The sequence below is a fragment of the Dolichospermum sp. UHCC 0315A genome (genome assembly GCF_008121535.1).
Classification (GTDB): Bacteria; Cyanobacteriota; Cyanobacteriia; order Cyanobacteriales; family Nostocaceae; genus Dolichospermum; species Dolichospermum lemmermannii.
This window is the reverse complement of record NZ_CP043056.1, coordinates 2,219,254-2,242,858: the sequence shown is the minus strand read 5'-3', so window position 1 is coordinate 2,242,858 and position 23,605 is coordinate 2,219,254. Positions and strand designations below refer to the sequence as shown.

General features: G+C 38.6%; 15 protein-coding genes, 1 tRNA gene and 2 pseudogenes. 6 read left to right on the top strand and 12 right to left on the bottom strand.

Features of this window, described 5'->3' with window-relative positions:
- Positions 1 to 31: 31 nt before the first annotated feature.
- From BMF77_RS10905 to pstS, 6 genes are all read right to left on the bottom strand, one after another.
- Positions 32 to 103, bottom strand: a tRNA-Cys gene (locus tag BMF77_RS10905).
- A 121-nt stretch (positions 104 to 224) separates the two neighbouring features.
- Positions 225 to 821 carry a chromophore lyase CpcT/CpeT gene (locus BMF77_RS10900; RefSeq protein ID WP_148762772.1) on the bottom strand — a complete coding sequence of 199 codons (597 nt, stop codon included), beginning with the start codon at positions 819 to 821 and terminating at the stop codon, positions 225 to 227.
- An 82-nt stretch (positions 822 to 903) separates the two neighbouring features.
- On the bottom strand, positions 904 to 1,683 hold the full coding sequence (pstB, locus tag BMF77_RS10895; RefSeq protein ID WP_148762770.1) for a phosphate ABC transporter ATP-binding protein PstB: 780 nt from the start codon (positions 1,681 to 1,683) through the stop codon (positions 904 to 906).
- A 38-nt stretch (positions 1,684 to 1,721) separates the two neighbouring features.
- On the bottom strand, positions 1,722 to 2,594 hold the full coding sequence (gene pstA / locus BMF77_RS10890) for a phosphate ABC transporter permease PstA (protein ID WP_148762768.1): 873 nt from the start codon (positions 2,592 to 2,594) through the stop codon (positions 1,722 to 1,724).
- Positions 2,595 to 3,064: 470 nt separating this feature from the next.
- The gene (pstC, locus tag BMF77_RS10885) at positions 3,065 to 4,024 is read right to left on the bottom strand and encodes a phosphate ABC transporter permease subunit PstC (protein ID WP_148762766.1); all 960 of its coding nucleotides are present in this window, start codon (positions 4,022 to 4,024) and stop codon (positions 3,065 to 3,067) included.
- Between the two features lie 152 nt (positions 4,025 to 4,176).
- Entirely contained in the window at positions 4,177 to 5,217 is a 1,041-nt protein-coding gene (gene pstS / locus BMF77_RS10880) for a phosphate ABC transporter substrate-binding protein PstS (protein ID WP_148762764.1), read from the bottom strand.
- A gap of 613 nt (positions 5,218 to 5,830) precedes the next feature.
- On the opposite strand from pstS, the gene BMF77_RS10875 reads away from it, so the two are divergent.
- Positions 5,831 to 7,630 (top strand): aspartate kinase, encoded by a 1,800-nt coding sequence (locus BMF77_RS10875; protein WP_148766914.1) that lies wholly within the window; start codon positions 5,831 to 5,833, stop codon positions 7,628 to 7,630.
- A 344-nt stretch (positions 7,631 to 7,974) separates the two neighbouring features.
- On the opposite strand, the gene BMF77_RS10865 is transcribed toward BMF77_RS10875, so the two are convergent.
- From BMF77_RS10865 to BMF77_RS10855, 3 genes are all read right to left on the bottom strand, one after another.
- Positions 7,975 to 8,373, bottom strand: coding sequence for a nuclear transport factor 2 family protein (locus BMF77_RS10865; protein WP_148762763.1), 399 nt, complete (start codon positions 8,371 to 8,373; stop codon positions 7,975 to 7,977).
- Positions 8,374 to 8,427: 54 nt separating this feature from the next.
- Positions 8,428 to 9,816, bottom strand: coding sequence for a histidine--tRNA ligase (gene hisS, locus BMF77_RS10860; RefSeq protein ID WP_148762761.1), 1,389 nt, complete (start codon positions 9,814 to 9,816; stop codon positions 8,428 to 8,430).
- A 185-nt stretch (positions 9,817 to 10,001) separates the two neighbouring features.
- A complete protein-coding gene (locus BMF77_RS10855; protein ID WP_148762759.1) occupies positions 10,002 to 11,423 on the bottom strand; it encodes an aldehyde dehydrogenase family protein in 1,422 nt (473 codons plus the stop codon).
- 297 nt (positions 11,424 to 11,720) lie between these two features.
- Here BMF77_RS10855 and BMF77_RS10850 point away from each other — a divergent pair, with 297 nt between their 5' ends.
- Positions 11,721 to 13,235: a phenylacetate--CoA ligase family protein gene (locus BMF77_RS10850; RefSeq protein WP_148762756.1), complete on the top strand. Its 1,515-nt coding sequence runs from the start codon at positions 11,721 to 11,723 to the stop codon at positions 13,233 to 13,235.
- A 140-nt stretch (positions 13,236 to 13,375) separates the two neighbouring features.
- Here BMF77_RS10850 and BMF77_RS10845 read toward each other — a convergent pair whose 3' ends face one another.
- Positions 13,376 to 14,308 (bottom strand): cobalamin-binding protein, encoded by a 933-nt coding sequence (locus BMF77_RS10845; protein WP_148762754.1) that lies wholly within the window; start codon positions 14,306 to 14,308, stop codon positions 13,376 to 13,378.
- A gap of 300 nt (positions 14,309 to 14,608) precedes the next feature.
- Positions 14,609 to 16,312 (bottom strand): chaperonin GroEL, encoded by a 1,704-nt coding sequence (gene groL, locus BMF77_RS10840; protein ID WP_148762752.1) that lies wholly within the window; start codon positions 16,310 to 16,312, stop codon positions 14,609 to 14,611.
- Between the two features lie 163 nt (positions 16,313 to 16,475).
- Between groL and BMF77_RS10835 the strand changes: the two genes are divergently transcribed.
- The gene (locus BMF77_RS10835; protein WP_148762750.1) at positions 16,476 to 17,558 is read left to right on the top strand and encodes an MraY family glycosyltransferase; all 1,083 of its coding nucleotides are present in this window, start codon (positions 16,476 to 16,478) and stop codon (positions 17,556 to 17,558) included.
- Here BMF77_RS10835 and BMF77_RS10830 read toward each other — a convergent pair.
- Positions 17,555 to 18,451, bottom strand: a complete 897-nt coding sequence (locus BMF77_RS10830) for an RNA-guided endonuclease InsQ/TnpB family protein (RefSeq protein WP_371735513.1) — start codon at positions 18,449 to 18,451, stop codon at positions 17,555 to 17,557. The genes BMF77_RS10835 and BMF77_RS10830 overlap by 4 nt on opposite strands.
- A 9-nt stretch (positions 18,452 to 18,460) precedes the next feature.
- Between BMF77_RS10830 and tnpA the strand changes: the two are divergent.
- The 3 genes and pseudogenes from tnpA to BMF77_RS28995 all read left to right on the top strand — a co-directional run.
- Positions 18,461 to 18,691: pseudogene (tnpA, locus tag BMF77_RS10825) on the top strand (IS200/IS605 family transposase); the annotation flags it as partial.
- Between the two features lie 500 nt (positions 18,692 to 19,191).
- Positions 19,192 to 23,154: a hypothetical protein gene (locus BMF77_RS10820; protein ID WP_148762748.1), complete on the top strand. Its 3,963-nt coding sequence runs from the start codon at positions 19,192 to 19,194 to the stop codon at positions 23,152 to 23,154.
- A 147-nt stretch (positions 23,155 to 23,301) separates the two neighbouring features.
- Positions 23,302 to 23,535 (top strand): annotated as a pseudogene (locus tag BMF77_RS28995) (lectin-like protein); the annotation flags it as partial.
- Positions 23,536 to 23,605: the final 70 nt, after the last annotated feature.

The following is a 23,605-nucleotide window of genomic DNA, read 5'->3' as shown; positions in this document are numbered from 1 at the left end:
GAATTAATCGGTTTTGGCTGATTTTTCTCAAAGGCGACACCCGGATTTGAACCGGGGGATGGAGGTTTTGCAGACCTCTGCCTTACCACTTGGCTATGTCGCCGCGCCCACAATTACTAATGGTAGCACCATTCTTCCAAATTTGCACCATCTAGGAGAAATTTTTTTGAAGATTCATGTTTTTACTTAACTGGACAGACAAAAAGCCTGTCCTCCAGTGGAGATTAGGGATGTAATTTCACTTCTTCGGCAAAATTCGCCCAGCGCGCAAAGTAAAATGGCCCTGCGACAGACCCCCAGATATGCTCATCGGTGTCAGGATTTCGTCCTCTGTCGCGGCTGATGAACTGTTGACCATCAAGTTCAAAATCACTATCTAAATAGGTTCTTTGCCCGTCACGGATGACAATGCAGCCTTTTCCTGGTTCGACTGTGCCTTGGAATTTGTTCCCAGTCCACTCTACAATCATGTTACAACCACAGAGTCTTTCCAAGCGATCGCTCGTTAAAGTCTGCAATCTTGGTAAATCACGGGAAGCACCATAAAAGTCTTTTTCATCTTTGACAGTATAGTTTTCAATATGGATTTTATCCCCCACCGTCGTCAGATGTAACACCCGCACCCGATAGGGCTTATTCAGCATATAATCATAAGCTTGTTCCACGAACAAACTTACCCCTGATAATACCCCCCAATCCAGGGGACGCATACATACACGAATATGGGCAAAAAAAGCCGGATTCTCAAAAACCTGGGCTTGATTGCTAAAATCAGCCGCCATCCAACGAGCTAAGGTGACAATATCTGGAGAATGAGTCATACCGATTTCGGATTTGGGAATAGGAATGCAATTAATTTTAAATCCTGATTACCCTCAATCTACACTTTTCTATTGTATGTACTTAACCGAATCGTCCAGACACATAGTCATGGGTGCGAGTATCTAGCGGATTCCGAAAGATTTGACTAGTCTCCCCGAATTCCACCATTTGACCAATGCGACTTTCATCAGTGCTAAAAAAGGCAGTAAAATCAGAAACGCGAGTTGCTTGCTGCATATTATGAGTAACAATCACAATCGTGAATTCTGTTCGCAATTGGTGAATTAATTCTTCTACTTTCATTGTAGCGATCGGATCAAGGGCTGAACAGGGTTCATCCATTAGTAAAACCTTGGGTTTAACCGCTAAAGCCCTAGCGATACAGAGACGTTGTTGTTGTCCACCAGAAAGACCTGTAGCAGACTGATGAAGTTTATCTTTGACTTCATCCCACAAAGCCGCACCTTTCAGGGCAGATTCGACAATTTCATCTAATACTACTTTTGGAGATTTACCAGCAATTCTCACACCATAAGCCACATTTTCATAAATGCTCATGGGAAAAGGATTGGGTTTTTGGAATACCATGCCAATTTCTCGACGCAGACGATTGATATTAATCTTAGGATCGTAGATGTTCTGACCAAAAAATTCTATCTGACCTTCGACTTTGACTTTTCCTTCTAATTCACTAATCCGATTAATGGTTTTAATAAATGTAGATTTACCACAACCACTAGGACCAATTAATGCAGTAACTTGGTTTTTATAAATATCTAATGATATTCCTTCAATAGCTTTATAGTTTCCATAATAAAAGCTAAGATTCTTGACTTGGATGGCAGTAGTTAAGTTACTCATGATTGACTAAAGTACGAAAGAAAATTTTTTAGTTGACCTTATCTTTTCTTAGCAATTACGCGAGATAGCACGCTGAAAAACAAAACTAAAGTTAGGAGAATGATGGAGGTTGTCCATACTAATTGATTTACGGCTGGATCGGGATTGTTATAAAGGTTAAAAATCAATACTGGTAAGGAAGCAGTAGGACTTAATAAACCATCAGACCAATTTTGACTAAATAAAGCGGTAAAAATTAGTGGCGCTGTTTCGCCAGAAGCACGGGCTATAGCTAGGGAAATACCGGTAGTAATCCCTGGGATAGCCGAACTAACAATAACACGAAAGGTAGTTTGAAAACGAGTTCCTCCTAAGGCTGCGGATGCAAGACGTTGGGGAACAGGAATGAGCTTTAAAGCCTCTTCTGTTGTCAATACTATCATTGGTAGCATGATTACAGCTAAGGCAAAACCACCGGCAATGGCGCTAAATCCCTTAGTTAATAAAACAATTACACCGTAAGCGAATATCCCAACAATAATGGAAGGAACACCTGTCAGAATGCTAGTAATAAACCGCACATACCGCGTAAGTGGGCTGGTTTGACTAAATTCTGCTAAGAAAATTCCTGTAATTACCCCCACAGGAATACTGAGTAATGCACCGATACTTACCATAAGTATAGTACCAAGAATAGCATTAGCAAACCCATTTTCAATTAATGGATGAAATAACATCTCTAGCTTGAAACCAGAAAGCCCCCGTGACATGATTTCCCACAGTATGGATGATAGTGGCAACAGTGCTAAAACACTCAAACCAAAGGCAATCCCATTCATTGCGTATGTAAATAATTGCCTACCTCTGGATAATGGCTGATACAATTCAGTCGCTGTGGACTGATCTATTTCTGAATTTGGATAAGCACTCATGTTAATTTTGGATTTTGGATTTTGGATTTTGAATTGTCTGTAAGAGGGTGTTTGAAAAGTTATGGTTGATGTATCAAATATTTTTTACCCCACCCTAACCCTCCCCTTGTAAAGGGGAGGGAACTGGATTTTTATTGTTTCCCCCCTTTACAAGGGGAAAGGGGGGTAGCAATGTGATGAAAATTACGGAATACCACTTTTCAAACATCCTCTAAAGCTATGAACGGGAATGAGGGAAAACATTTAGAAAGAAAGCCATACAATACAGCGGTTTCCGCTCTTATGAGGTACAAAGTTGAATCATGAAACTCTTGTAGTGCGGGCATACTATGGCTAACGCCACGCTGCGCTATCGACAAGCTCAGTACAAATCTTGCCCGCTAGATATGTACCTCATAACACCGGAAAGTGCTGTAATAAACCGTTACTTCTTCCTCCTGACTCGGTGACTCCTGACTCGGTGACTCCTGTTATCTATTCTTTTTAGCAACCCACTCCACTACTAATACAGCCGCAATATTTATAGCTAGAGTTAAGGCAAATAAAATTAGACCTAAATAACTTAATGCCCCAATATGTAAGCCCGGTTCGGCTTCAGCAAATTCATTGGCTAAGACTGCGGGAATATTATATGCTGGATCTAAAAGAGATAGACTGATTTGGGCGGAGTTACCAATTAGCATTGTTACAGCCATTGTTTCTCCTAAAGCCCTACCTAGAGATAGCATTGTTGCACTGACTATCCCAGAAAATGCTGCTGGTAATAAGACTCGAAAAACTGTTTCCCAACGAGTTCCCCCTAAAGCCATAGATGAACTACGTAACTCTTTAGGAATAACCATTAAAACATCACGAGAAATAGCTGCCATTGCAGGTAAAGTCATAATGGCGAGAACAATACCTGCTGTCAACATATTGTTGCCGGCAGGGTCTTGTGTATTAAATAGTGGTATAAACCCAAGGACACTACTTAACCATTTTTCTATGGGGACGATGAAAGGAATAAAGATGAAAATTCCCCATAAACCAATAATTACACTGGGGATAGCGGCAATTAATTCGATGACAAAGGCTATGGTAGTTTTGACTGGATTTGGTAAAAAGTCTTCACTTGTGACTAAGGCTATGGATATGCCTACGGGTATAGTTAATAAAACAGCGATCGCACTGCTGACCAAAGTTCCATAGATGTAAGGTAATGCCCCAAAAATTTGATTCCCTGTATCCCAATCTTGTCCCCATAAAAAGCCCAATCCAAATTTATCAATAGCTGGTTGTGCTTCTTTATAAATCACCCAGGTCATGACAAAGAGGATAGCTACAGTAATACCAGAGAAAATATACACTAGCCATGTAAATCCCTTATCAAACCAGAAATTAACGCCACCAGTGGATGTTAAATCAATATCTCCATCACTTAAATTAGCCATGATCAATAAAAAGTTTATGAAATCTGGTACATTAGATATAAGCGTTCACCAATCAGCCCGTAGGGGTAATTCATGAATTACCCCCACCAAATTAGGATGATCAAATTTAGCTACGTAACAGTCTAGATGACGGCTGAATGCTTACGTAAAAATTACTTAACGGTGCTATTTACTGTTTGGAGAACACGGTTCACAACATCACTAGGAATTTTAGTGTAGTTGAGGTCATCATTATACTGTTGACCGTCTTTGAGTACCCAGTTAATCCATTTCTTCACAGCTTCAGCTTTCGCAGGATTAGAATACTTTTGATAAACCATCATCCATGTCAAACCAACGATAGGATAACCTTGACTGGGATCTCCGATAAAAACGCGGTAGTTACTAGGAAAAGCTACATTGGATAAAGCTGAGTTAGCAGATGCTAAAGAAGGAGCGACAAACTCACCTTTCTTATTTTGGACTTCCGCTGAATTTAGTTTGTTTTTAGTAGCGTAGTCATATTCAACATAACCAATAGATCCAGGGGTGCTTCTCACTAAAGCTGCTACTCCGGGATTACCTTTACCTTTGAGGACGTTTGGTAAAGTCCATTTGGGAGCGGTGTTAGCTCCAATTCTGCCTTTGAAATAACCATTAATAGCACTTAAATGGTTGGTGAAAATGAATGTTGTGCCACTACCATCAGCGCGAACTACAAATTTAATTGGACTATTTGGTAGATTTGCACCGGGGTTATCCGCTTTAATTTTTGGATCATTCCAGTTTTTAATTTGTCCAGAGAAAATTGCTGGTAATGTGGTACGAGATAATCTCAATTTGTTGACACCAGGTAAATTATAAACAACGGAAACGGCACCACCAGCAGTGGGTACTAAGATCACACCATTCTTAACTTTAGCGATTTCATCATCTTTCATCGCTGCGTCACTACCACCAAAGTCAACTGTTCCCGCAATGGTTTGACGAATACCACCACCACTACCAATGGCTTGGTAGTTAACTTTCAAGTCGGGGTATTTTTTCTTAACTTCACGAGCATAACGTTCGTACAAAGGAGCGGGAAAGGTTGCTCCAGCACCGTTTAAAGTTTGAGCTTGAGCGATCGCACTCAACATTGGACTCAATGCAACAGCCCCGGTTATGACTGAAGTGGCAACAACACGATTCAAAATGGTGGATAAAAAAGCCATACTGCCTCTTAAGTTTTTAGAAATACTTACTTAGGGAATTACATCCTGGTATTAATTTGATACTAAATAGTTAAGAGAAGATTAAGAAACGAACAATCTCAGTTTAAATTCAATTTAAACATTTAATTTTAAGTAGTCGGACAAAATTAAATTCACTCGTTGAGAGAGGGAACAGGGAACAGGTAATTGGTAATTGGTGATTGGTAATTGGTAATTGGTGATTGGTAATTGGTAATTGGTAATTGGTAATTGGTGAAAACTATTCTTCTTTCTCCTTCCTCCTGAACTCCTGACTCCTAATTCTATAAAATATCCTAGCAGTGTTATGTAAATAAACAGTCTGCTAGGAATACGTGGTATTATTTGCCATGTTTGAGCGGATTAGTATTTATTTATTTGCATAACAATACTTTTTTATCCCTAACCACAATAAACAAAAAAGGTGTATAAATTGGTTAAGATAATTCATGTAAATGGTTAATTTGTGATTAAAATCAGAGTCCAAGATTGCTAACGGATGTATTTTTTCTGGTAATCTAAGCTGGCACTTTCAGGGTTTTTCATAGTCATGACAACCTTGACTGTGGCAAAACAAGTGATTAAAGAGAATTTTATGGCGCTCATAGTTCAAAAATACGGTGGTACATCAGTTGGTTCAGTTGAACGGATTCAAGCTGTTGCGACTAGAGTTAAAAAAACGGTCAAAGCTGGAAACTCTGTAGTAGTAGTGGTTTCAGCGATGGGTAAAACTACTGATGGGTTAGTGAAACTAGCTCATGATATCTCTAAAACTCCTAGTCGTCGGGAAATGGATATGCTGCTTTCTACGGGAGAGCAAGTTACTATTGCTTTACTAAGTATGGCATTGCAGGAAATTGGTCAACCAGCAATTTCGATGACTGGCGCTCAGGTGGGCATTGTTACCGAAGCAGAACACTCTCGCGCTCGGATTTTACATATTGAAACTGAACGCTTAATGCGGCAAATTAATGGCGGCAAAGTGGTTGTGGTTGCCGGGTTTCAAGGAATTAGCAGTACAGAAGAATTAGAAATTACTACTTTGGGACGTGGTGGTTCTGACACTTCCGCAGTGGCGATCGCCGCCGCTATCGGTGCAGATTTTTGTGAAATTTATACAGATGTCCCCGGAATTTTAACTACAGATCCGCGCCTTGTTCCCCAAGCCCAATTATTGACAGAAATCACTAGTGATGAAATGCTGGAATTGGCTAGTTTAGGGGCGAAGGTATTACATCCCAGGGCTGTGGAAATTGCCCGCAATTATGGCGTTCCCCTGGTGGTACGGTCGAGTTGGACAGATCAGCCGGGAACTTGGGTAACAACGCCTCCAAGGCAAGATCGGGCGTTAGTGAATTTAGAATTAGCTCGACCTGTGGATGCTGTAGAGTTTGATATTCAACAGGCAAAGGTGGCTTTATTGCGTGTTCCTGATAGACCAGGGGTAGCAGCCCAGTTATTTGGGGAAATTTCCCAGCAAAATGTTGATGTTGATTTAATTATTCAGTCTATTCATGAAGGTAATACTAACGACATTGCTTTTACAGTAAATTCATCAATATTAAAACGGGCAGAAGCAGTATCATTAGCTATAGCACCGATATTTAAAAATCAGCATACTTCAGATGAAGCGGAAGTGATGGTAGAGAAAGATACTGCTAAAGTGAGTATTGTGGGCGCGGGAATGATTGGTCGTCCGGGGGTAGCAGCGCAGATGTTTAAAACTTTGGCTGATGCTGGTGTAAATATTCAGATGATTTCTACCAGTGAAGTTAAGGTGAGTTGTGTTGTTGATGCGGTAGATTGCGATCGCGCTATAGCTGCCCTCTGTCACACCTTTGAAATTAATTCTTCCTCTACTGCTTTAGCTTCTCCTAGTGCTAATACCCCTGCTGTGCGTGGTGTCGCGTTGGATATGAATCAAGCGCGAATTGCGATTCGGCAAGTACCAAATCGTCCGGGTATGGCCGCCAAATTGTTTGGATTTTTGGCAGAATATAATATCAGTGTGGATATGATTATTCAATCTCAACGGTGTCGAATAGTAGATGGTGTTCCCCGTCGAGATATTGCCTTTACTGTAGCGAGAATGGACGCAGAAAATGCCCAACAGAAATTACAGCAAGTTGCAGCGGAGTTTGATTGGGGTGAGGTAGTATTAGATCAGGCGATCGCTAAGGTGAGTATAGTTGGTTCTGGGATGGTGGGACAACCAGGTACTGCTGCCAAAATGTTTACAGCTTTAGCCAAAAATCACATCAATATTCAAATGATTGCTACTTCGGAAATTAAAATTAGTTGTGTTGTGGGAGAAGATGAAGGGGTGAAAGCTTTGCAAGTTATTCACTCAGCTTTTGATTTGGCTGGAAGTGAAAAATTTGTAGTTCCAGTCTGATTTTTCTTTTAGTTGCAGCATTCGGAGAAATTTCCGGGTGCTACAGTTTTTGGGCATGGTTAAGATTAGGAACAAGCATTTTAAAGTCTCACGCAAAGGCGCAAAGGAAGACAAAAAATATAAGTACAAGAATAAATGAATTAATGAATTTCATTATTCTGTGCTGTTCTATGTCTTGCTAATAGGTTGTTTGAAAAGTATTATATTAAACCATTAATCTCCAAAAACCTAACCCCCCTACCCCCCTTCCCTGCAAGGGAATGGGGGTTTTAAAGCCTCTCCCCTTGCAGGGGAGAGGTTTGGAGAGGGGTCAGTCTATACATTCAAAACTTTTCAAACACCCTCTAATAGGATTTACCATCACTACCAAAGTATTCTCGATAAGCACAAACTTGATTGTCTCGAATATCAAAAGCAACTGCAACCCGATTTTTATAAGGATTACCAAATAAGTTACCTTCATCCCGAAATTCAAAAATCACGGTTTTTTCATTGCTAGTAATATTGTCTAAAGAAGTAATCTTAATTCCTGCTTGGAAAGCCTCAGAAACATATTCAAAAAACTCCTTTGCTCGTTCTTTACCTATATTTAACCCGTGAAATTTTCCCATAGGAAACCAAAAGGTAAAATCATCCGTTAGCATATCTAAAAATGCTTGCCAATTACCAGTTTCTAAGCCTTGTGTAAAATAGACAAATGCTTGTTGAGCAATTTTTAAAGTGTTTTCTGATTCTGTCGTCATCTATTTATTCCTGATTGTTCATAATTTACCACGCTGTTAGCGTGGTAATCAAAATTATGCCAGTCTGCGTTTAACTTCTTCTGGTAAATCTGCCAAAGCTACTTCTATTTGTTCACCACTTTGTAAATCTTTCAATGATGATTTTTGTGCTGCTGCTTCTTCCGCACCAATAATTACACAAAATCTAATACCCTGTTTATCTGCGGCTTGAAATTGTTTACCTAAAGGGCGTTTTTCAAAGTTAGTCACAACATTAATTCCTGCTTGTCTTAATTGTTGTGATACTTGTAAATAAACAGGCATTAAATCCTCTTGCATATTCACTACTACCACTTGAGTAGGAGTTGCAGATAAAGTATTGAGAATACCCGCTTTTAACAACCTGCTAATTAACCGAGTTAAACCAATAGAAATACCCACACCAGGCATTTTTTCACCGATAAATGTTCCCACTAATTCTTCATATCTACCACCAGAACAAATACTCCCTAAAGCTGCATGGCCTAATAAAGTAGTTTCGTAAACTGTTCCAGTATAATAATTTAAACCACGAGCAATAGATAAATCAATACAGAAACGTTTATCAGCAACTCCTAAATTTCTAACTCCATTAATGACAGTTTCTAATTCAGTTACTCCTAAATTAAATTGTTCTGCTTCTGGTAAATTCTCAGCAAGGTGTTTGAGTTTATCTAAAACATCATCAATACTACCATCAATTTTCACAAACTCAATAATTTTTTCCGTTTGTTCTGAGGAAATACCTTCTGTCTCTAACTCTTGTTTAACTTTAGCTTCGCCAATTTTCTCCAAATTATCAATAATACTAATGCAGGTTTTAATTTGGTTTTCAGCAACTCCTACTGATTGGAAAAATCCTGTCAGGATTTTGCGGTTATTAATGCGAATAACAAAATCACCAATATTAATCTTTTCAAATATTTCCGTGATAATTGCGGGCATTTGGGCATCATAAAGTAAACTCAGTTTACCACGAGCAACCACATCTATATCACATTGCCGAAACTGTCGAAATCGTCCATCTTTTGCCCGTTCACCCCGAAATACCATATCCATTTGATAACGAGCAAAAGGAAAAGTTAATTCATTTAAGTGACGAGCAATATAAGCAGCAAAAGGAACAGTTTGATCAAATTTCAAAGCTCTTGCTTCTGAACCAGTTTCTCCAGATTTATCCTTTTCGGCTTGGCGATTTGGTGGTAAAATTGGGTCAATACCATAGATAATATTATCACCTTGATTACCTTTAGCTTGCAGGACTTCTAACCTTTCCACTGCTGGAGTTTCAATGGGTGTAAAACCATAACTTTCAAAAACTTTGCGAATAATATCTAGTAAATATACTTCAAGACGCTTTTCGCTAGGCAAAAATTCGGGAAATCCGCTCGGAGTAGAAAAGTTAATTTTGTCACTTTTAGTCATGTTTTTACCTTAATAAATGGGAAATTAACCACAGACTATTATCTTATCTTTTATTTACAGCACATAACAGGTAAATAAGGAGATACTCAACATGATTAATAATTGTGCCAAAATTCACTTGATCTTTGATAATTTGGTAATTGGTAATTGGGAAAACTTTTATTCAGTTCCCAGTTTCCATATCCCTAATCTTCATTATTAAACCACCAAGGGTCTTTATCCATGTTAGTTTTAATCAAAAAGGCTTTTTTTCGCATAAAGCGTTTAAAGGCAGCTTTACCCATGCGTGAACCTCCCAAACCAGAAAATTTAAAGGCGTTTTTCTCTCCTTCTTGCATCATAGCTGTTAACCCTGCATCATTAATACTAATAGCACCTACATCTATTTGCATACCAATTTCTAATGCTAACTCTTCTGATTCAGAAAATATAGCAGCACTTAATCCATAAATAGAATCATTAGCTAAATTTATCGCTTCTTCTATATTAGCAAAAGACATAACCGGCATAATTGGACCAAATGTTTCTTCAGTCATTACTTTCATGGAATGGTCAACTTCAGTCATAACCGTGGGACGACACCACCAACCTCCACCTAATTCTTCTACTTTACCACCACAGTGAATTACTGCCCCTTTAGAAACTGCATCTAGCAGATGATCATTAATAATAGCTGCTTGTTTTTCACAAATAATCGGACCAATTTCACCACTTTCAATAGTTGGGTATGCCAATTTCAATTTATGGGATTTAGTGACTAATTGATGATAAAATTGTTCAAAAATAGATTCAGCAACATAAATTCTTTCAATTGATAAACATGACTGTCCAGAATTCACAACAGAACCCCACAAAATTGCTGAAGTTGCTAAGTCTAAATCTGCTGATTCTAAAACAATAGCTGGGTCTTTGCCACCTAATTCTAAGCAAGCAGGAATGAATTTTTGGGCTGCTGCTTCTGCCACTAACCGCCCAGTTTCTACACTACCTGTAAAACAAATTAAATCTACATCTTCGATTAAATCTGCTCCTGTTTGTCCTGCTCCTTCGACAAAATTTAAAACATCACGTAATTGCGGAATTGTATTCAGAGTTGTCATTAAAGGAGCAACAAAACGGGGAGTGATTTCACTGGGTTTAACTATGACTGCACAACCCGCTAATAAAGCTGGAATTGTATCAATTGTAGATAACAATAGGGGAAAATTCCAAGGACTAATTATGCCAACCAGAGGATAAGGAACAGCCGTTTGTTGTAAAGCAATAAAAGGAATGGATGTATTTTTAGCTGTCCCTTGTAGTAATTGTGGAGCTAAATTACACCATTTATCAATATTAGCAATAAATGAATCTACTTCTGTCACTGATATTGATAATCTTCCCGTATCACTAACTAAAGCTTCTGTTAATTGTGTTCGGTCTGATAATATCGCTTTTTTCCAGGCTTTTAAAGCGGCAATTCTGCCTTCGACTCCTAATTTTTGCCAGATAATTTGTCCTCTTCGCAAACGGTGACATTGCTGGGAAAGTAATTTTGGTGGTGGAGGAACGATGACATAATCAAATTTACCTGTGCGGGGGTTGCGGACTTCTATTGGTTTACTCATTTGTGATTAATTTAAATGTTATCTCTCGCAATTTCTCTTAGAGGATGTTTGAAAAGTGGTATTCCGTAATTTTCATCACATTGCTACCCCCCTTTCCCCTTGTAAAGGGGGGAAACAATAAAAATCCAGTTCCCTCCCCTTTACAAGGGGAGGGTTAGGGTGGGGTAAAAAATATTTGATACATCAACCATAACTTTAGGGTCAGGAGTGGGGCTTCTGTCGGTTAAGCTAAAAAATTGCATTTATAGATAAAATACTGACAAAGAGCGATCAGATTTTTGTTAACACACAAGCTTTATGAAACCACAAATACCAACACAACGGGCAATTCTGGGATTAGAAGATTTTATATCTACTCCCTTAGCAGAGAAACTAGAACAGCATCTTCACATTGACAGTCGAGAAAGAGCGATCGCATTATTTCAAGATGTAGCTGCTAGTGTACCCGCTTACCAGGCATTTTTAGCAGAACGAGGCATAAATCCTCAAGATATTCAAACATTAGCAGATTTCCAAAACTTACCAAAAGTTAATAAAGAAAATTATATTTCCCGTTATTCTTTGCCCCAATTGTGTAATAATGGAAAGATAGGAGGCTGTGATATGATCGCAGCTTCCTCTGGCTCAACAGGTAAACCCACATTTTGGCCGCGTTTCATCACTGATGAATTACAAATAGCTACCCGCTTTGAGCAAATCTTTCATGATAGTTTTCATGCAGATACTAAAACTACTTTAGCAGTAGTTTGTTTTGCTCTGGGAACTTGGGTAGGGGGAATGTTTACTACTAATTGTTGTCGTCATTTAGCCGCTAAGGGTTATCCGATTACCGTCATTACTCCAGGGAATAATAAACCGGAAATTTTGCGAATTGTCCAGGAATTAGGTGGTAACTTTGAGCAAGTTGTGTTATTAGGATATCCACCATTTTTAAAAGATGTCATTGATACGGGTATTGCCAATAATATCGAATGGGGACAATATCATATTAAGTTAGTCATGGCAGGAGAAGTATTTAGTGAAGAATGGCGCAATTTAGTAGCCCAAAGAATAGGTTCTGAAAATCCCTGTGATGATTTTGCTTCTATGTACGGAACAGCAGACGCGGGAGTTTTAGGAAATGAAACCCCTCTTAGTATTTGTATTCGGCGGTTTTTAGCAGTCACACCTCAAGCAGCGAAAGCATTATTTGGGGAGTCGCGTTTACCTACTTTAGTCCAATATGATCCTAACAGTCGGTTTTTTGAAGTGGAAGATGGAAATTTACTATTTTCTGGTAATAATGGTGTGCCTTTAATTAGATATAGTATTCTTGATCAAGGTGGCTTAATTACCTACACAGAAATGCTAGAATTCTTAGCAGAATGGGGTTTTAATCCTATTACAGAATTAGAAAATCATCGGGGAATTCATCAATTACCTTTTGTTTATATCTTCGGACGGTCTAATTTTACGGTTTCCTATTTTGGCGCAAATATCTATCCAGAAAATGTGACGGTAGGATTAGAACAACCAATTATTAGAGAATGGGTAACAGGTAAATTTGTTTTACAGGTAAAAGAGGATTTAGACAAAAACCGCTTTTTATCTGTAGTAGTAGAGTTAGCACCAGGAATAGAGGATAGAGAGGAGAAAAGATTATCTATAACTGCTGCTATTCTTGCTCAATTATTGCGTCTCAATAGTGAGTTTGCTAACTATGTTCCCCGACAATATCAAACTCCATTGGTAGAATTAAAACCCATTGGTGATATTGAATATTTTCCTATAGGTGTCAAACACAGATATACCCGGAATAATATGCGTAAATAGTCAAAAAATAGGTAAGAAATCAAAATCTCAAACTTTGCGCCTTTGCTTCTTTGCGCCTCTGCGCGAAACATAATTAATAATAACGCAACGCCCAAAATTTAATAAAACTCTTACCTACAATCAGGTTATTTGCATACTGGTTATAAAAGTTGCCAACCAGTACCTTGATAACCATAATCAAAGATATCTGGATGCAATATTTCTGCGAGAATTTCTAAAGAATCTACCAACCGCGGACCAGGACGGTTAAAATAAGCATTGCCATCAGTAACAAAGACTCTCCCTGATTGGACTGCATGGAGTTTTTTCCATTCTGGACGTTGAGTTAATACTTGAGCTTCTTGCTGAGTCTGTTGTAAATCAAAGCCACAGGGCATGAAAATAATCACATCTGGGTTACTATCTACTAATGTTTCCCATTTGACATGAGTAACAGGTTTATCCATCAAGCTAAATAATGGTTTTCCTCCTGCTAAGTTGATTAATTCAGGAACCCAATTTGTAGCGGTCATCAAAGGATCAGTCCATTCAACGCAAGCGACTTTAGGCATTTCTGCACAGGATAGCCCTTGCAGTCTTCGCTTACAAATTCTCACACGGGCTTCTAAATTTTCCAGTATTTCTACTGAATCTACTCCAAATGTGTGACTAACCCGTTCAATATCACCCCAAAGCTCCTGTAGTGTGTTCGGTTGTAAGGAAATTATTTGCGGTGAACTGTGGGTAAGTTGGGCAACTGCTTTTTCTACTTCCGGTAAACTGACGGCGCAGATATCACATTGATCTTGGGTGATAATGTGGGTAGGGTGCAATTTCTCTAAAACATCAATTTTGATTTTGTAGACACCTAAAGCAGATTGTAATAGATTGCTGGCTTCGTCATGAATAGAATGGCCATTAGCGTCACCATTCACACGGGCTTGGGTACAAACTGGAAGATTGGTGATTTCGGGAGGATAGTCACATTCATGCGATCGCCCGACTATAGCATCAAATAAACCCAGTTTAGCGACGATTTCCGTAGCACTCGGAATTAAAGAGACAATTCTTATATTGTTACTTGTATCAATCATAGTTTCACCCCCTGGGAATAGGAGTCAGGAGTCAAAAATAGAAAATGGTGTTAAGTTGTTTTTAACAGATGTTTCTACCCTTATTTTCACATATTTTTAGCGAGACGGTATCTATCTTGAGGATGTTAGCCTTTTGATTTTTCGACAAGCTCAGTAACCAGATTCCAGAATCTTAATTTTAATTAAGCGTTAACGAACCGTTTGCGAGATACACTGAAATGATCACAAAAACCCACCCCTGAAAGCGTTAGGGGTGGGTAATTCATAAATTATGGATTTGGGATTTGGGACAGTGGCAAATTAGAACATACCCATGCCGCCCATACCACCCATGCCACCCATGCCGCCCATACCACCCATACCACCCATACCACCCATGCCGCCATCAGGGGCCCCAGCGGATTGTTTTTCAGGCTTTTCAGCAATAATGGCTTCGGTAGTTAGTACCATACCGGCAATGGAAGAAGCATTTTGTAAAGCGGAACGAACCACTTTTGCGGGATCAATAATACCAGCCGCAATTAAGTCTTCAAATTCGCCTGTAGCTGCGTTATAACCGATATTTAAATCAGTTTCCCGAACTCTGGCAACAATCACAGAACCTTCTGCCCCAGCATTTTCCGCGATTTGCCGGAGGGGAGCTTCTAAAGCTTTTTTAACAATATCAGCGCCAATTCTTTCTTCAGGAGTGAGGCTGTTTTTAATAGCATCTACCTTGGTAGATAGATAAATTAAGGTTGCACCACCACCAGGAACAATACCTTCTTCTACCGCTGCTTTGGTAGCGTTGAGTGCGTCTTCAATCCGCAAGGTTCTGTCTTTCAGTTCTGTTTCCGTAGCTGCACCGACTTTAATCACGGCAATACCACCAGCTAACTTAGCAATGCGTTCTTGCAGTTTTTCGGTATCATAGTCGGAATCAGTTTCCGCCAATTGTTTACGAATTTGCTCAATCCGGATTTGGATTTCTGGTTTAGCAGTATTACCAGCGACAATCGTGGTATTTTCCTTGTCAATGTGGATTTTCTGAGCAGTTCCCAACATTTCCAAAGTAGCTGTATCTAAGCTCAAGCCAATTTCTTCAGAAATCATTTGTCCATCGGTAAGAATGGCAATATCTTCTAACATAGCTTTGCGACGTTCACCAAAACCGGGGGCTTTAATCGCAGCTACAGCCAATACACCACGGGCTTTATTTACAACCAATGTTTGTAAAGCATCACCGTCTACATCTTCAGCAATAATCAGTAAAGGTTGACCTAAACGGGCAACTTTTTCCAAGATAGGGACTAAATCTTGAATGCTGCTGATTTTCTTATCAACAATCAGGATACGGGAGTTTTCAAACTCTACTGTCATCCGTTCATTGTTGGTGATAAAGTAGGGAGAAATATAACCTCTATCAAGCTGCATTCCTTCCACTACTTCTAGTTCAGTGGTGAAGGATTTAGATTCTTCAACGGTAATTACACCGTCTTTAGTCACTTTCTCCATGGCCAGTGCAATCATCTGTCCGACTTCAGCATCATTACCAGCGGAAACTGTGGCAACTTGAGCGATGCCTGCGGCGGGCGATGCCAACGCACTTCCTTCTACAGGTTTAGTAATTTTGGCAATTTCTGCTACCAGTGCTTCAACGGTTTTATCAATACCCCGTTTTAAGCTAATGGGATTTGTCCCAGCGGCTACATTTTTTAACCCTTCTTTAATCAAGGCTTGTGCTAAAACTGTGGCAGTGGTAGTTCCATCGCCAGCTACATCCTTAGTTTTCGATGCTACTTCCTGAATAAGTCTAGCACCAGTATTTTCTAGAGGATCTTCTAATTCAATTTCTTTGGCAACAGTGATACCATCGTTAACAATTTGGGGAACACCAAATTTTTTCTCTAATAGGACGTTACGACCTCTTGGACCTAAAGTTATTTTCACTGCATCTGCCAGTGCGTTAATACCTCTTTCTAAAGCCCGTCGTGATTCTTCATTAAATGCAATAATCTTAGTCATGTTTTATTTTTCTATTGCTTCCATTAGACAATTTAGCACTCACTGACAAAGAGTGCTAATCCCTTTCCCCAATTTAGATTAACAATCAAAATCCCAAAATTGATTAATATTAACAGTTGATACTTATGTTTGACCATAAAACTAATGATTCTATTGGGAGCAAATGAACTTAGCGAACTCCCTTAAATCCCTTGGCATTGCTGACCCTAGCGGCTCCGGCTGGTTAGCTGTAGTATTTACGTTTCTATTAGCTTTGATTGTTACCTGGCGTTTAATTCCCACAATTCGCAAATTTGCCTTAGAGGTAGGTTGGGCAGATCAACCCAACGCCCGACGACTGAATCAAGAACCTTTACCGAATGCGGGAGGTTTGGCAATCTACGCGGGTGTTATTGCGGCTTTGGTCTTGGCTAGTCTCTTGCGGCCGATTGAACTGCAAGGGGTTTTAGCCCAGGTTTTAACGATTCTCCTCGGTGGTTCGATTTTAGTTCTAGTTGGCTTTATTGATGACCAATTTGGTTTACCTCCATCTGTGCGGTTATGGGCGCAAGTAACGACTGCACTTTTATTGGTTGGTAATGGGATTAGTATCAAAGTTGCTTTCGGTACACCCATTGATTCTCTCCTGTCTATGGCGTTAACCGTGCTGTGGGTGGTGGGGATCACCAATGCTATTAACCTCATGGATGGCATGGATGGTTTGGCTGGTGGCATTAGCTTTATTACTGCTATCAGTTTGTTAGGTGTTTCTGCCCAGTTTGATAATCGCGCTGCTGCTACTTTGGTTTTGGCAGCTTTGGGAGGGGCAGCACTGGGCTTTTTACGCCATAATTTTTACCCCTCACACATCATTATGGGTGATGCTGGAGCATACTTTTTTGGCTATGTTTTAGCAGCAACCAGTATTTTAGGGAAACTCCAATTAAATACAATCTATGCCCTAATACCTACAGTTTTATTTCTGCTGTTGCCAGTTATTGACACTACTCAAGTGTTTGTGCGCCGGCTCATGGCAGGAAAAAATCCTTTGAGTACACCAGGTAAAGACCACCTCCATCATCGCTTGTTAGCCTGGGGACTATCCCAACGGAATGCGGCTTTTATCCTCTGGTCAATTACTTTAGGCTGTAATTTGCTGGCTATGAAAGTCCAGGGTATGAGTTTATCAGTGATGCTGGTCACTGCTATCGGTATTATTTTGCTGTTAGGGTTTACCGTTTGGCAAAGAATGTTGAATAATCGTTAAGCTTCCCCGGTCTGAAGACGCGGGGATTTCTGAAGAGTCCGTAAAAGAACTTTCGTAGGCTGACTTAAACAACCTCTACCTACTCCAATTAAGTCAAACTTAAATATCGCAGCTACTTTTCTGATTATGTTGACCGCACCGTTGCAATCTGCATTAATTTTTGTGCCATCCTGAGAACGGTATAAGCCCCGGCTAATTCTTTTCCCTGACTCTTTCCACCCTTCGGGTTTTGCACCAAATGTAGGTAGAAAATCATTGTCTAGGAACGATGTCTTTGAGGTATAGGATTCTTCAGTTTCAACAAACTTGATACCGTATTGTTCACACAGTTGAGCAATGCGGTTTTTTAGTTTTGCAGTAGGGATTTGAACAAACTTTTGATTAGTTTTTGATCCAAGATTTATAGAGTCTTTTTGTTCAACATTCCAGCCAAAAACAACAGTACCAATTTTATGATCGCTGCAATGGTTGATTACGATTCTAGCCGCCTTATTAGTCGCATCTCTCATCTGGCGATTACGCTTTTCTGTAATCGCTGCAAGCCTGTTTGACCAAAAACCCTGCGGTTTATTTTCCTTGATTTTAGCTACAGATTTGTTATACCACTGGTTGATGCTTTTTAAATGTAGTCCGTCAACTATAAAGGATGTACCAATATTAGAAACACAAGTTAACCAATTATTTAACCCGTGGTCAATTCCTAATACTTTTGATGCGTCCACCTCGGAGCTTTTAATATCTTGTTGGTAAACAAATTCTGCATAAAAGCATCTGTTCCTTGGCAGGATACGGACTTCTCCTATTGATTTATAGTCCAGATTTGAGGGCATAGGGATATAAAAAGCGTCTATTCCAAACCACGCTTTTACCTTACTACCTAAAGGGAATCTCAATATTCCGTTTTAGAAGTCGCGCCAGATCATGTCCATTTGTTTGTAGAGCATCAACCGGATATAGCCATTAACCAAGTTATTAAGGCGTTTAAAGGTCGGTCATCTTATCTATTGAGAAAAGAGTTCCCGGAGTTATTAAAACTTCCTAGCCTATGGACTAACAGTTATTTTTATTCGACGGCAGGTCAGGTTTCCGCAGATACAATTAGAAGATATATAGAAGACCCGCATCATGGTTAAGAATCTTGGTTGCGAATAAATAGAGCCTCCGGCACGCTCCGCGAACGCCGTTGGCACTTCCTCCACGCATCTATTGCCAAGTGGCTTCCGTGCCTTTCGTTCTATTTGGTGAATAAGGTTTAATAGTCCCTTCAAGCCAGGGAATAAATTCCCTGTCTAAAAGCTAAAGTCGGTTTTAACCGACTATTTTAGCAAAAATGGGATAATTTTTGATTTTGAGTTAACTAGAGTGCGTTTTAACGCACTTTAGCTTTTAGACCGGAACTTAAGTTCCGGGCAGGTTTGTAAAAAATTAGAATTTTTAAACATACTCTGATCTTTGAATTGCATATTTGATGGGAATGTAAGCTGTTAAAAATTGATAGTAGTATTGACATTGGTGACTACCAATTAAAAAAATATTCTAATTTGTCGCATAGATATAGGGTTTGACACTTGTAAGTATTTGTGTCAAACTTGTGCTTGTATTCACTATTAAATTCCCTACCAGATTAAATCCCATGGCTAACCAAAATTTACTTAATGAGATTGCCCAGCTTACCGATAACAGAGTTCAGCTAGAAAAAGTGTTAGCCAGTTTACCTGGTGACAACTATAGCCAAGAAGAAATTAAAAGTGTATTAGATGATCTGAAGGCTCAAGCTAAAGCAGATTACCAGAGATTGGATGCTGATTTAGGAAAAAATCAAGAGTCAATTAATATAGCGATCGATAAATTCACTCCTTTAATCGATGATTTATCTAATAGTCTTACTCTATGGAATAAAAACAAGGAATCTAAAACTACCCTAGAAAAAGAGGAAGCAGGTTTAAACGAGAAGGTGATCGCAATCCAAAAATCACAATCGGATAGTAGCGCTTTCTATGAGGGAGAAATTCAAAAAATCAACCAAAAAATTAGTGATGAGTATTCCCGATTTAACAATAGCTCCGTCGTCCCATCTAATCCCATAGGGGGTTTGTTGGACTTCCCCACATATATCCAAGAGATTATAGACGGGTTTAACGCAGCTAGAAATAACGCCGATTCTCGTAATAAACACTGGGAATCTCAACGGCAATATTGGGTATCAGAATATCAAAAGTTTGCCGCCAAAAAACAATGGACTCAAGCTAGCTCCGCCCTGGAACAAAGAGATTTAGCAATTCAAAGACGAGATATATTTGCCGATTTTTTGAATAGATTTAATAATGTTGTCAATACTTTAACAATTTTAAAAGGAGTATCCCAAGCTAATGATAGCTATATCAGTAACGGAGTCAAACCTAGTCAATTCGATGCCTATAAAGCTAATATTCAAAATGCTAGTAGAATTTATTCAACAGACTTGGTTAATCTATATCAGGGCATAGTTGACAAAATAAACAATCAAAAAGAGAAGGGACTTATAGATGTTCAAGAAAATATAACTAAATATATCCAGAACAGAGAAGTGTTTGTGTATAAAGAGAATGCTAACCTACAAGGCGATATTCTCCAAAAACTATTGAATGATAGCACTTCTAATAGTTTAGATAGCGTCAAGAATGACTTAATAGCGGCACATCAAAAGGTTATATCTGGTTATCAACTTGAAATTCAGGCTCTCAGTAATTCTAAGTTCGTTAGAATTACACAGCTTCAAAAATCCCTTGATGATACAAATTTTCAGCTAAATCAGAAGAAAACTGATATTAGTCAAAAACAGAATGATTTTTCAACACTTTCCCCTCAAATAGAAGCGAAAAATCAAGAAATTCAAGTTTTATACAATACCTATCAAGATTTACTCGTAAAAAATGGCAAAATTGCCGAAGATTGGAAGCAATTACTCCGTAATGAAAGTCATTACTTTTTAGACGAAGCAGAGCTTCATTTATATCAAGACGCTTATAACGATTTTAACAAACAGGCTGAAAAAATCAATACTCTCAATCAAAAACTGGGATCGATTCAGAACTTAGATACAGATCTTGCACTTCGAGATTTCGTAATTTTCCACAATTATATTGGTAATAAAATTGATTTTGATAACGTACTAAATAGGTTATTGAGCGACAACCAAACATTTTATCAAGTACTGAAAAAAAACATTATCTGGGCAAAAGACAGACAAGAAACTATCGCCTTAATCGGGTCGTCAAATCAAAAGGCTTTGGCAGGCTTAATAGTTGAGATTGATAATCTAATTAAAAATGCTGTAAGTAGTTCTTTGCCCTTATCAGTTTTATCGAGCAACTTGCGTAAAATTCAAAGCGATCGCAATAATCTCTTGACTTCCTACGACAATTTGCAAGCGAAAATTAGCGAGATAAACTTGTGGCTCCAACAAGCTCAAAGCTTTGGAGGTAATTCATCAAAGGATCAGCAAATCAAAGACAATTACTTAATCCAGCTTCAAGTAGCAAAAAGCGGATTGAGTATTTTCCCATTAGCGCAGGTTGCTGTCAATAAAATTGATAGCAATTTTAAACAAGAGACTGGGGAACTAACATCTAACTGGAACCAAGCTAAAACTCTTTTCGATGAACTAATAACATTAGGTGCGAACAAAAATTCTAAAATTAAAGACTTAGAGGGGAAAAATAAAAGTCTTACAGATTTAGAAAAAGATAAAACTAGTTCAGAATCCCAAAAAACTCAACTAGAAGAACAGATTAAAAACAATTTAGACCTGATTACCAGTCTTACCCAGCAAATTAAAACAAAAACTGCTGAAATCACATCCGCCGAGAACTCTTTAACCAGTCTCAGAAGTTTAGAAAATACAGCTAAAGCTCAGGTGGATTCCTATGTAAATGCACCGGGCGGATTTTTTAAGTGGGAAGGTGGGGATATACTACGGCGTACTACTCGTATAGAAAACTATCGGCAGGCACTAAACGCATATTATTCCGCTAGAAGGAATGTAGTCACCCAAGAAGTTATAGTAAAAACACTTAAGTCTCAACGAGAAAGTATAAATAATCAAAAAACTAATCTTGAAACTAACCGCTATCAAGATCAGGCTAAGCTTGAAGAATTAAATCAGAAGATTTCGGGAGTATCGGGACTAGTAAAACAAATAGAGACATCAAAGACGGAAATCACCGCTTTAGAAAATGACTTAAAAACCATTAATCAAGGTATTACAGATAAGTCTCTGAGCTTTTTAAGTCAGATTGCTAACACAGGAACAGAATTTCAAGATATTGGTTGGACTTTAAAAATCGAAGAACTATTAGGGGAAAAGTTACTCGGTTTAGGGCTGTTAATCACTCAATCAGATATTAACTTTTTTGCCGAGGAAGTAAAACCAACGGTAGAAGAATTTATCAAAGCGATCGCTAATCGCGTCACCGACTTGCAGGGTTTAAATTCTCCATTAAATTCTCTTGTCTCCAATGTTGATCAACAGGATTACACGAAAATTGATCCGTTGGTAAACGAGTTCGTTAAAAGTTTCCAAAAGTTGCTAAATAAACAAAAACAGGATTTGCAAACTTGGCAGACGGAACAAAAAGAAGTACCGGGCAAGTTTCAAGATTCCTATGAAACAGCACAGGATAAGGTGGGAGAGATTTTACTATGGCGACGAATACAAACAGAAGCAGAGCTAGGTAATATTCAGGAAGTAATTTCCATATTCGATAGACGTTTAGTTATCGAAGAAGCCGCCGCAAATTTAATTTTAGACAAATCACCCTCTCAAGCGAGTAAATTAAATCAACTTATTACCGAGCAAGTAGTTCTTGATATTAAAAGTCAGGAAAATCTATTAAAAGAAGCTGATTCTTTTAATAAAGCGATCGATAAAGATGTTATTTTTCTCAAGGGACTTGCCGCTAAGCTTTTTGATGGATTTGATTTGAGTTTGTCTATAGTTCTATCGGATTACTTACGAGACAAGCAACAGTTAACCCAAGGAATCGATATTAAAGCTATTTTGATCGATCGCTTAACAGCCATAGAAAATAGTGTGGATTCGGTTCAAGATGCGATCGATCTTTTCCAACAAAAGATTAATTCACAAGGCGATTTACTGCAAAAAATTCAGGGGATCAGTAAAGAACTAGAACTATCAGAAAAAGGTCAAGATTTTCTCAAAGTAAAAAATCTTTTAGGTGATCAAGATAATCTCAATCTAAGTAATCTAAATCAGGGAGTTAATGACTTAAAATCCCTCCTGCAATTTTTATTGACTAAAAAAGATAGTTTCAGCACTGAACTTAATCAGTCTCTGACGGCTAATATACAAAAACTGGACAGTATCAATGCTCTCACTAATCAACTTAAAATTTTTGCCGATAAAGAAAAGCAAATAGAAGATAAACTCGTGGAAATTGCGGGTAAATCTGCTGATTTGCTACAAAGAGGGATTGATAATGGTGGTTTAACCAATGAAAAGAAAGAACTATATTTCTTTAGCGAGAAAGAACAAAAGAAAATTATTAATGGCGAAATTAAGCCCAAAAGTATTGGCAATATATACTTTATTAAGTAAGTCGGCCCAATAAAATCGATATATGTTTAGTTTTGTAAAAACCGTGAAACACCCTATTTATAAGGTATTCGTTAATTTATATTTCGTTACATAGATTGATTTTTTAACGCCGACCTACTTACGCCAGAGGCAGATACTTGGGAAAAGATTCAAGAGTTCGCTAAGAATATAGGCGGAAATCTCGTTACGATAAATAGTGAAGGCGAACAGCAATTTATTTTAAGGCGTATTTTTGCCGCTACCCCTACTGGAAAAATCGAAGCTGGAACTCAATATTGGATTGGGTATACAGATAAAACCAAAGAAGGTCAATGGGGCTGGGTTAGTGGTCAGAGTAATGGTTTTCAAAATTGGGGCGATCAAGATAATGGTAACAAGTTAGATTATGCTTATATCAACCGTTTTGGACTATGGCAAACGGCAAGCGGTGAGAAAAAACTACGGGGTATTA